Raw genomic sequence first — 12,381 nt, 5'->3', positions numbered from 1 at the left:
TGTGCTGTAAAAACATCATCGCTTGAGGTGTGGTGTAAGGCATAAAAACTTTATGCATGGGGTGTTTTGATGAGAGAATACTATGGTATTTAGTTTTTTATTCAATATGCAAAAGAAACATTATAAGTCAAAATCTTCTTTAATGTGATAATGTTTTTTGAGAATTTAAAAAAATATAAGTTTAAATAAAAAAGCAACACAAAGTGCTGCTTTTTTATTTAAGTTAAAATTAGCTTCTGCTTTAGAAACGATAACGTATCCCGCCAGACAAATTGGTGCCAGATACACCGGCTTTTTGCAGTTTTTGCCGATAGCTGATATCAGCGCTTAGTACGATATTTTGAGAAAAATATGCATTCACCCCCATGCCTCCCTCAACTGAAGAGCCGGTAGGATCAACATGAAAGGTATCAGCAATTTTTATTGTTTTACCATCACCAAAAGCTCTGCTAACATTTACTTTGCCATAGAAGGAAACAGCCTTACTTTCTTCAGCAGCCATTATAGTTTTTGTTAAACGTCCACCAATACGCACCAACCATTGATGCGGATTGCCCATGTCAACTTTTAAGCCATCGGCATCTGAGAAGATATCAAACTTGAGATTTTGATAAATGAATTGTGCTTGTGGTTCAAATACCAATCCTTTTGTATTGGTCGCTAATTTCTGACCAATGGTTGCAGATATATTAAGCATCTCAGTACCATCCAGTTTTGCGGCATTTCCAACAAGAGCTGTGGTAATATTTCCTTTTAACTTTCCGTAAGAAAGAAGTGTGTTTACATATATACCATTGCTATGTTGGATGCCGCTGTAAGCGGCAAGAGACCATTTATCAAGTGTCGTCTTTTCAGAATCTTGCATTTCTTTTGGCGTAAAGGCAAGTTTTCCGTATGTTCCTAAAAAACCAAAATATGAGCTTATGTCTTTGCCTTCCAAGGCGGCTAATATGACACCCAGTTGTAAAGCAGTATAGTTTACATCAGCACCATAACCATAATGCAGTGGATCGCGGTTGGAAGATAAGGTGACTTTATCGCCGTAGGAAGAAAAAAAGATACCATCCTTTTTATTGTCTTCTGCCCCAAATACTGTTGTTCGCATATTGTCTAACAACGTGTTTTGATTGTTGACATCAGTAAATCCAGCAGAAAATAAAGTATTAGATATGGTTAAATAGTTTGCTACCTGTGGTAAAAGTGCTCGAACTTTTTTATCCTTATCAATGTAGGCATTCTGTAAGCGGAAATCCCAAAAATTACTGTTCTTACCAAAAAGGTTTTGGCTTTCATGAGATGTTCCAGGTTTATAGCCTGTAAGTACATACTTATAAGGTTGCTTCTCTATTGTCATATAGTTTCCTGCTAACGTGAAGGAATTTTCGTTTGCTTGTCCGGAAACTTGAATGATTGAAATCCCATGTGTCCCTAAAGGAAGTGACGCCATGTGTTCTCCCCAAACAGCAGAGCTATCGGTTGTTTTTTTATCTGTTTTTCGGAGATTGATGTGAACAACAGTACGGCCTGAGACATCACCATTAATCACAATGCGATCGGTTTGTTGCTCCGTGATAGGAGAATGTTTATTCCATTGAGTATTTACATAAATTTCTGCAACACCTGTTGCACTATAAACCGCTTCTGTATGAGCTGTTCCTTCTCCTTTTGGAAGATTAGGTCCTATAAACAGAGTTTGGTAATGTCCCTCCACTGGCTTGTCAAACATAATGACACTATCTGTAAGGCGCAATCCAGAAAGGTTAGAGTATAATTTTTCATCAACACCAAACTGTACATGGTCATCTGAAACATTATCATTATTTTGGGCGTTTTTATTTGCCTTTAAAAGCCATTTCGTCTCCTCTTTTAGATCAAAAACAGTTCTATTATCTTTAGAAGTTCTTACTCGACCTTCTAAAGAAGAGTGGTTAGAAACCAGTGTAAGGGTGTTTGTGAAAGCATTTTCGTTTTTTATATTTTTTAATAAAATATCGGCATGAATTTCTGAATTTTTAAGGCTGACTTCACCGTTTATGCCTGTTCCATAAAGGTTGATACCCCTACCATGTTCAACGAAAATCTTTGTATTCTCTAGAGTTACTTTATCGGCAATATTGGCTACATCTTGTTCTTGAACGGCGTTGGCATTCCTTTCAGCATTGCGTGTATATCGTTTTCTAGGGGCATTATACGGATTGTCGCGGAAAATAATACCGTCCACTTCATGATTGCCCGTGACATGTACGCTTGAATCTTTTAGTTTGATTGTTCCCTCTATGTTTAGCAAACCAACTGTTTCTGCTGTTACAGTAATACCTGTAGCATCAATTTCTCCACCATCTGATACACTTAGTGCAACAAAACGCGCATCAACAGTTCCCCCTATCATGTTGATTTTTGAATTATTGCCCTCTGCATGTACAGCAAAACCATTGTCTTGAATTTTTTTGTTATGTAGCGTTATGGTTTTACCGTTTTCAGCCTCAATTCCGGAGCTTATATCCTCAATTTGTGTAGACTTTTCAGGTTGTTTTATTGGTGATATTGGTTTTTTAAGCTCTGATTTTTCAGATATTTTTTGTGCAGAGGCAGATTGTACGGGCGCTGGTTTTACAGATTTTGGCGGTACCGGTAATGCTGGTTTTCCAGTTTCTGGTCTTAAAGATATTGGCTGTGCGAGTTCTGGTTCTTTAAGTGTTGGCGATAGCTCTGTTGTTGGTTTTGTAGGTTCCGCTCTTGTAATAAGTGTTGGTTGTAAATTCAGTGAAGGCTGTGTAGGTTCTGACTGTGAGGATACAGTAGAATTTTCGGGCATTTTTTTTCTGGAAGAGTCTGTAAAAGAAGTGGAAACACCTGAACGTCTTCTAGATTTTACTTCCATTCCTGCTGTTGGAGCTATCTCTGTCGTTGGAGATTGTGTAAGAGTATCTTGTGTGGCTGTAGGGTTAGATTGTACACCTTCTGCCACTTTAGTCTTTGATGTTTGTGTACTTCCTTGGCTAAGATCAGAGTTTTGTTTTGAAGAAGAAATTGTATTTCGAATTAAATTTCCTTCAAGTTGTGTTGTGGGAGGTAGAGTGCCCGTAGAAGTAGGCGTTGTAGATTCACTCTTTGTAGGAGGAGGGGTTATGATCGTTCTTGTAGTGCTAGATGTTAAAGGTGGATACGGAGATGATGCATTTGAATATAGATTAGAAGTTCTGGATTCACCTATTGGATTCTCAGCATGAGCGGGTTGCGGAGAAGGGAGATCTATTGTAGGTTGTGCATTCGTATCATGAAGAGCATAAGACAAGCTGGTGGAAGAACAAAACAGAATTCCAGAAACTGTGTATAGTAAAAAACTTTTTTTCATATAGATGTATTCCTAAATATTTCCCCCTCTCATAAAAGATAAAACTTTGACCTCATTATGTTTCTTTTGCGAGAGACAAAATGAAACATAATGAGAGCGCTTTATATTTCAAGATAGGAATACAAGTATTTTTAAAAATGATAGCGGATTCCAGCGGAAATATTTATTACAGATATGCCATCTTTTTTGAATTTATGTTGATAGCTGAGATCATTATGAAGCTCGATATTTTGAGATAAATGCGCCTGAATACCAAAACCACCTTCGATTAAAGATCCCATAGCAGCAAGCGGAAGGTTTTTACTAAAAGTTTTGATCGCGTTCAGTTTGCCGTAGAAGGAAAGGGCATGGCCTTTGTTTTGCGTCAAACGTCCGCCAATACGGAGCAACCATTGATGAGGTTTGCTTATGTCTATTTTAGAGTTATCGTCATCTGAGAAAGAGCCAAGCATGAGACGCTGATAAACAAGTTGTGCTTGCGGTTCTAGGATTACACCTTCCAAACTAGTTGACAGTTTGTGACCAACAGTTGCAGCGGCTCCTAATGTTTTACTATTATTTACTTTTGAAGTATGTTTGATGAAAGCTGTGGTGTTATTTTCTTTGAAAATTCCATAAGAGAGAAATCCACTTGCATATAGGCCACTGTCATGTTGAATATTTCCATATGCGGTGAGTGACCATTTATCAAGCATTTTCTTATGAGAGCTTTCTTTGTTTTTAGGAGTAAAAGACAATTTCCCATATGTTCCGAAAAGACCAAAATTGCTGCTGATATTTTGATCGTGTAGCGCTATTAATGTTGCCCCTGCTTGCAATGCAGCATAGCGAATATCTGCTTGAACACCATCTTGTTTTTCTTGAATGCTGGAAGAAAAGGTGCTCTTATTGCCATAAGTGGATAAGAAAACCCCTCTCTCTGGATGATCTTTGGGTTCAAACATTGTTATTTGCATATTGTCTAACGAGATATTTTGATTGTTGACATCAGAAAAACCGACAGAAAACATCGCAATAGGCATAACTAAAGAGCTTTCTTTTTGTGGCGTAAGAACTGTTCTTTTTTCTGCCAAATCAAGAGAAGCAGAAGTTGCGGCTGCTTCATTATCTGTAAGTTTAGAGGTGCTTTCGGTATCAGCGGTAGCGGTTCTCTTAACTTTTGTGGGTAATTTCACATGAGCTTTTGCGGATGTGTTAAGAGTCGTTTTCGATGCTTGTGTTGGTGTGTTTATTAAATCAATGGTATGGCGTGTTTGAGGGTTTAAGCCAGAAGCGGTACTGGTAGACGTAAAATTAAAAGAAGAAAAAAACAAAGCACAAGCGGCTGTACATAATAAAAGATTCTTATGCATAAAGATGTTCCTTAAGATATTTTTCTTTGTTTTGCTAAAAATGAACCACCTTTTGACACACTACAATTTTTGTAATGTAGTAAAATATAAGCAGCACTGTTTTCATCTCAGCGCTGCTTATGCGTCAAAATAGAGAGCTAAGATTTCTAAAAGCGATAACGCATTCCACCGGAAAAATTAATTCCAGAGATACCAGCTTTTTGAAGTTTATGTTGGTAATTAATGTCAGCATGAAGTGCGAGATTTTTAGAAAGCTGCGCGTTAATGCCAAGCCCACCTTCAAGGGAAGAGCCCATAGAATCGAGGTAGAAAGATTCAATAACATCGATAGTGCGCTTTTCACTAAAAGCTTTGATGACATTCAATTTACCATAAAAAGAAAGAACACGATCTTTTTCAATGGGAAGCATTGTTTTCGTTAAACGCCCTCCAATACGGATTAACCATTGATGAGGGGGCTTTATATTAACCTGGAAGCCATCAATATCTGAAAGAGTGCCAAATGCAATATGTTGATAAATAAGTTGTGCTTGTGGTTCAAAGGACACTCCTTCAACACCAGTTGCTAGTTTTTGTCCAACGGTAGCTGATATATTTAATGCATCCGTATTGTTTAACTCTGTGGTGTTGCCGATAAGGACTGTTGTAATATGTCCGTTTAAAATGCCGTAAGAGAAAAGTGCATTAACATAGAGACCATTGTCATGGTGGAGGTTCCCATATGCCGTAAAGGACCATTTATCCAGTATGCTTTTGTCAGAACCTTCCATATCTTTTGGTGCAAAAGCGAGCTTTCCATATATGCCTAAAAGACCAAGATTCGCGGTCATATTTTGATTTTCTAACGTTGCTAATGTCATGCCTGCTTGTATAGCAGCATAACAAACATCCGCACCATAACCATATTCCAATGGACTACGGCTGGAAGATAACGTCATCTTGTTGCCATAAGTCAATAAGAATATCCCTTTCTGTTTATGACTCTCTAATCCGAAAACTGTTGAGTTCATATTATCTAACAGTGTATTTTGATTGTTTACATCAGCCAAGCCAGAGGAAAATATTGCATTATGCATAACCAAATAGCTTGCCATTTGAGGAACAAGAGCTTTGATTTTTCCTTCACCATCGAGAGTCGCACTTTGCAAGCGGAAATCCCAGAAATTCTCATTTTCTTCCAAGGGAGTTTGTCTGTTATTTTCTTTTTCAAGGGGTGATGCATTGGTATTTTGTGCATCTTTCTGTTTTGATTCTTGTGATATTCCGCTTAAATGACTTTGTGTTCTATCGGCTTTCCCACGGCTGGATGTTGGTCCATAAACATTGAGTATGTATTTATAAGGTAAGCCCTCCATTGTGGTGTAGCCATGGGCAAGTTTGAAGGAATCTTCATTTGCTTGCCCAGAAACTTGAATAAGTGAGAGCCCACGCATATTCAAAGGAATTGAATCTTCTTCATCATCGAATGGTTCTGCATGCTTTGAAAGATTGTTGAAATAGATCGTTGTGGTGCCTGAGACATCACCATGAACGAGAACACGGTCAGTTCTTTGTTGTTCTTTTGTAAGACCATTACTCCATTCGGTATTAAAGTAAATCCTTGCGTTACCCAATGCATTGTAAACCGTTGTTGCATCGGAGCTTCTGTTTTGCTCTGCTTTTTGTGGATGTTTCCCTACATGCAAGGTTTGATAATGATTGTCTGCTAGTTTATGCGGCGCATTAAATATGATAGAGCTATTATTAAGGTTTAGAACTGAAACGATTGATTGTGCTCGTTGCTTAAGATCAAGGAGCTTGTAATCAAATAGGCTAAAACTATTTTCCAATTCAAATAGACTAATTTTTAAATGCCACTTGCTGTTATTGTTTAGGGTGAAAACCGTTGTATTTTGAGGAAGCGTTTTGGCTCTTCCTTCCATAATCGAATTATCAGCGTCTAATGTAAAAGCAGTAGGTTGAATCTCGACGAAGGGTGAGACTTCATTTTTTAATAATATATCAGAACGAATTTCTGAGTTTTTAAGGTACACTGCATTCGTTTTGCGATAATAAGGTCCGAAAATACCTACACCGTCGTTTACAAGAAGTTTTGTATTATTAAGGATTGCTTTGTTTACAACCTCTTCTCCTTCTTTTACTGTAGAGCTCAGAATATAACCAAAATTGATACCATAGGCTTTGTTGTGGCCTATGACGTTTAATATTGAATCTTCAATATGGATTGTGCCGTTTGTGAGTGACAAACCATGCTCTTCTGCCTTTCCCACAATTCCTTTGGCATTAATTTGACCACCTGACGTTGCAGAAAGCAAAGTAAAGCCTGAGTGCATTATTGAGTTTGTAATGGTAATATGACCTTTCTTAGCAACCACGGCATCATACTTACCACGAACAAAAACATTATGAAGGCTCTTCTCTTCTCCATTAGCTACTTGGACCGTAGGAATCTCAAGAGGTTGTCTATTTGCATAAGTTGGAGCAAAATGAGAAAAAATGAAAGTTCCAGCAATTGTACATAACAAAAAATTTTTCTTATAAATATATTTCTTACACATAGATATGCCTTTAGTATTTGGTATGCTTTGATGCTTACTTCATTCCCCTGATGGCGCAAGTACCCGGTCAGTTTTTATATCATTATGTTTTTATTGTAAATAACAAAACGAATATTATGTTTTGTTGTTTATCGTTTAAAAATTGGTCTTAGAAGAGCTTTTAAAATAGAAAGCGCAATGCAGCAAAGATGGATTTCAGAAAACTTAGCTTGATAAGTATTTTTGTTTTAAAGTGCTAGGAATCAAAATATTTTGCAAGGATGTTTACTGCTTAAAGCTGTTGTTATGAAAACTCTACAAAGTTTTTGGAGAAGATTTATTGCGCGCTTGCAAAAGCTTTCAGGTGGTTTTCTTGCATATAGAATTATTCACGATGAATTTTTTTGATGTAAAAAATCTAAAATATTTTGTATTTTTTATCGATATACAACGATTTTTATAAATCAAAAAGGCAGCTCTCTTGAGACTTCAACAGTCATTGAGAGATAAAGAATTTTATTGCATTTGGTTTTAATGAAATTAATCCTTTCAGGAGAGCTGTATAGAAAGAACCGTTATTAATGGTTCTTTCCGAAAGATTGCAAAAAAGCAGTACATTCGTACTGCTTTTTTATTAAAAATGAATAGACTATAAATTGTTTTTTGCCTTTTCTTAAAACTGATAGCGTATTCCGCTTGAAAAGCTTGCGCCAGATATACCAGTTTTTTGAAGCTTATGTTGATAGTTAACATCAGCATGAAGGGCGATATTTTGTGATAATTGTGCATTTACACCAAGTCCACCTTCAAGGGCAGCTCCCATAGAATCAAGGCGGAACGATTCACCAATCTGTATCGTACCATTGTTAGAAAAAGCTTTAACAATATTCAATTTACCATAGAAAGAAAGAGTACTGCCTTTTTCAATAGAAAGCATCGTTTGCGTTAAGCGCCCACCAACACGCACTAAGTATTGATGAGGATTTCCCATATCTACATCAAAGCCATCGACATCTGAGAGTGTGCCAAGCATGAGACGTTGATAAGCAACTTGTGCTTGTGGTTCAAAGACCAACCCTTTCGTACTGGTTTTTAACTTTTGTCCAATGGTCGCCGATGCACTGAATGTATCAGCGTTTTTCAATTCTGCAGTCTTTCCTATGAGAGCTGTGGTGATATCCCCCTTGAGCATTCCATAGGAAAAGAGAGCATGGATATATGTACCATTATTATGACGCAGGCCACTATATGCAGCAATTGACCATTTATTGAGTGTACTCTTGTCAGCACCTTCCATATCTTTTGGGGTGAAAGCTAATTTCCCATATGTCCCGAAAAGACCAAAATTGGTGGTCATGTTTTGATCTTCTAGAGCTACTAATGTAAAGCCTGCTTGTAAAGCAGCATAGTGAATATCGGCACCATAGCCATATTGCAATGGTGTACGGTGAGAGGATAATGTCATCTTATTGCCATAAGTCGAGAAGAAGATTCCTTTATTTTTATGATCTTTTGTCTCAAAGCCTGTTTCTTGTATTGTGTTCAGTAAAGTGTTTTGATTGTTTACATCAGCCAGTCCAGCTGAGAATAGTGCGTTAGGCATGGACAAATAGCTTGCCACTTGAGGAACGAGAGCTCTGATCTTTCCTTCATCATCGAGCGTTGCACTTTGCAAGCGGAAATCCCAGAAATTCTGATTTTCTCTCAAATGGTTTTGTGTGTTCCCTATTTGCTCAGAATTTGGTGTTGATTCACCTTTTATATTATTCTCAATTTTTAAAACCACTCCACCTAATACAACGGGGAGCGTGTCGGTTTTTGAGGACTTTTCTTGTGATTGTTGAGTTACTTCTCCTAAATGGCTTTGTGTGCTTTCTGCTCTTCCAAGACGTGATGTTGGTCCATAGGCATTTAAGACATATTTATAAGGCAAACCGTCCATTGTGACATAGCCATTTGCTAGTTTGAAGGCATTTTCATCTGTTCTTCCAGATACTTGAATAAGCGACAGTCCACGCATATTCGCGGGAATAGAAGCTTCTTCTTTTGATGGCTCACCTTTTGAAAGACTATTGAAACTAATTGTTGTGGTGCCTGATACATCTCCATGGACAAGAAGGCGGTCCGTTTTTTGTTGTTCTCTTTTTAAACCATCACTCCATTCTGTATTGAAATAAATCCTTGCATTACCTACTGCATTATAAACGGTTTTTATAGCGGAGTCCCTGTTTTCGTGTGGATTAGGGATCTCAATTGTTTGTCCTACACTTAAGGTTTGATATTGACTCTTTGCCAGCGCATGTGGCGGGTTAAACACAATAGAGCTATTATTAAAGTTCAGTACTGAAACGGTAGACAGTGCTCGTTGCTTAATATCATGGAGTGCATAATTAAATGCACTAAAATCACGATTTATGTCGTATTGACTTACATTTAAATACCATTTGCTATTGTTATTTAAATTAAAAACAGTTGTATTTACTGCTAAGGTTCTTGCTCTTCCTTCCATAATTGAATTATCGGCGGTTAATACAAAAGTCACAGGATGAGGATCTGAATCTGTTTTCTTTTTTACATTATTTTGTAATAGTACATCAGAACGAATTTCTGAATTTCTAAGTTGAACCTCGGCAACAGACTTTGAAGATGATGGTCCTAAAATACCGACACCATTTTTCACAAGAAGTTTTGTATTGTTAAGAATTGCCTTATTGATAACTTCTTCACCATCTTTCACAAAAACATCTAAAATGCTATGAAAAACAATACCGGATTGTTTTTTGCTTTCTATGAATGAATCTTCAATGTTAATGATACCGTTTGAAATCGATAGACCAGTATACAGGGCATTGGCTTTTACTTCTTTAGCATTAATACGTCCACCTTGTGATACAGCAAAAGCAAACGAAGCTGAATGTATTGTTGAGTTCGTAATTGTGGCAATTGCTTTTTCAGAGGCGTGCACTGCGCTCAATCCATTGCGGATAAAAACGTTATTAAGAGTTTTTTCTTCTCCTTTTTCCAGCTTAAAATCGCTAATAATTTCAGGAGGTTGTCTATTTGCATAAGTTGGAGCAAAATGAGAAAAAATGAAAGTTCCAGCAATTGTACATAACAAAAAATTTTTCTTATAAATATATTTCTTACACATAGATATGCCTTTAGTATTTGGTATGCTTTGATGCTTACTTCATTCCCCTGATGGCGCAAGTACCCGGTCAGTTTTTATATCATTATGTTTTTATTGTAAATAACAAAACGAGTTATATTTATGGTGTTCTCTATGATTTGAAGTTTTTCTTAAGAAAAGCTTTTTTCATGATCATAAAAAGTCCGGAAAAATGGATTTCATAAGACCTAGCTTGGTCAAGCTTATGCTAAAAACACTATGAAGTATGATATTTAAAATTGGCTATTAAGGATAATCGTTATAAAAGCTTTATAGCGTTAAGGTATATTATTTTATGCACTCACCAAAATGATCAGAAAATTTTCTCTGCTATAAGAAGAAGAGATGAAGGGGCTATTCATAGGCTTTCTTAAAAGAGAATTTTCCTTAAGGGTAGCAAAGCTTATTTTTCTAAGGACGTACCGCCCATTTCGCGACTATGGTTATGAATGCTATAACGCTTAGAGTCCCATCATCTTTACGCTTACGAAGGAGCAGCCGATACCTTTACACTTAAATAAAAGGGAAAGTCTATCTACACACTGTGCTAGCCCCCAATGTTTGTGACTAGGCCTTTGGTTCTTGAGACAGTTCATTATAGGCCTTCTTAGGCTTTTCTTATATAACTTTGCTCCACACATCAGCTTCGTTTGTAACGTGCAAGCGAATGATTTTGATTGTTTCAACATGGAATAGGTTTTAAATGAGAGAATCCTACGATATTCGGGACTCTCATTCCACACAATATATTGATTTATCAATATATTGTGTGGAATGAGAAGGATAAGCATTGTCAAAATGCTTTGCCTAAAAAACGCTACATGGAAATATAAATGAATTCTTACAGGGTGGTGTTAAGCTAATGGATTGAAGAAACAGATTAAAGGTATGAAGAGAGAGCTTCTTTTATCATTATCTTTTCCAATGTTGTTTTCTTTAATATTGTCTAAAAATACACTTTGCTTAGCTTTATAGACAAATTCGATAATGAATATGTCGCGCGGCTCGTGTAAATAGGAGGGAAGGAGATCATTGAGGAGAAAAGAAAAAAGTTTCAGGAGATAAGAATAGTAGCTTACATAGATTAAAAAAGGCAGCACAATGTGCTGCCTTTTTGTTAAATTGAATAGAATGATAGGCTATTTTTACAGTCTTTTCTTAAAACTGATAGCGTATTCCACCTGAAAAGCTTGCACCAGAGATACCAGTTTTCTGAAGCTTTTGTTGATAGCTTACATCACCATGAAGGGAGAAATTGTGAGACAGCTGTGCATTGATGCCAATGCCGCCTTCAATTGCAGGTCCCATAGGATCAAGGTCAAAGTTTCTGCCAATATGAATGGTACCATCATCACCAAAAGTTTTGATCAAGTTTACTTTTCCATAGAAAGACATAGGACGGCTGTTTTCAGTGGAAAGGGTTTTGGTCAAACGTCCACCAACACGGATTAACCATTGAGAAGGATTGTTCATATCAACGGTAAAATTATCAACATCTTCAATGGTGTTAAACATCAAATGTTGATAGGCAACTTGTGCTTGTGGTTCGAAGGTTAAACCTTCCATTCTAGTTGCAAACTCTTTGCCAACAGTGGTGGAGATACTCAACATTTTGGCATCGTTCAACTTTGCTGTATTTCCTCTGAGAGCATTGGCGATATGCCCTTTTAGGATACCATAGGACAAGAGTGTATCGATGTAAAAACCACTGTTGTGTTGTATACTGCCATAGGCTGTCAGAGACCATTTATCCAGCGTGCTCTTCCCTGCATCTGACATGTCCTTTGGTGTGAACGACAGCTGCCCATAGGTGCCTACAAGACCAAAATGTGTGGTTGCGCTTTGTCCTTCAATTGCTGCCAATGTAACACCGGCTTGGAGAGCAGCATAGCGAATATCAGCACCATAACCATATTTGAGAGGACCACGCTCAGAAGATAAGGTTCCTGTGCTTCCATAGGTGTATAA

5 protein-coding genes are annotated in these 12,381 nt (G+C 37.2%); all 5 read right to left on the bottom strand.

Features of this window, described 5'->3' with window-relative positions; all coding sequences use genetic code 11:
- Positions 1–241: 241 nt before the first annotated feature.
- Positions 242–3,355 (bottom strand): autotransporter outer membrane beta-barrel domain-containing protein, encoded by a 3,114-nt coding sequence (locus ACFINF_RS08220; protein WP_375620450.1) that lies wholly within the window; start codon positions 3,353–3,355, stop codon positions 242–244.
- Between the two features lie 131 nt (positions 3,356–3,486).
- Complete coding sequence (locus tag ACFINF_RS08215; RefSeq protein ID WP_375620449.1) at positions 3,487–4,707, bottom strand: autotransporter outer membrane beta-barrel domain-containing protein; 1,221 nt, start codon at positions 4,705–4,707, stop codon at positions 3,487–3,489.
- A 146-nt stretch (positions 4,708–4,853) separates the two neighbouring features.
- The gene (locus ACFINF_RS08210; protein WP_375620448.1) at positions 4,854–7,265 is read right to left on the bottom strand and encodes an autotransporter outer membrane beta-barrel domain-containing protein; all 2,412 of its coding nucleotides are present in this window, start codon (positions 7,263–7,265) and stop codon (positions 4,854–4,856) included.
- Positions 7,266–7,917: 652 nt separating this feature from the next.
- A complete protein-coding gene (locus tag ACFINF_RS08205) occupies positions 7,918–10,395 on the bottom strand; it encodes an autotransporter outer membrane beta-barrel domain-containing protein (RefSeq protein ID WP_375620447.1) in 2,478 nt (825 codons plus the stop codon).
- 1,176 nt (positions 10,396–11,571) lie between these two features.
- A partial coding sequence (locus tag ACFINF_RS08200) for an autotransporter domain-containing protein (RefSeq protein WP_375620446.1) occupies positions 11,572–12,381 on the bottom strand: 810 nt, incomplete at its 5' end.

The organism is Bartonella sp. TS25HLJMH, assembly GCF_042193505.1.
GTDB classification, from domain to species: Bacteria; Pseudomonadota; Alphaproteobacteria; order Rhizobiales; family Rhizobiaceae; genus Bartonella; species Bartonella grahamii.
The sequence above is the reverse complement of the archived record's forward strand: the minus strand, read 5'-3'. Positions and strand labels throughout refer to the sequence as shown.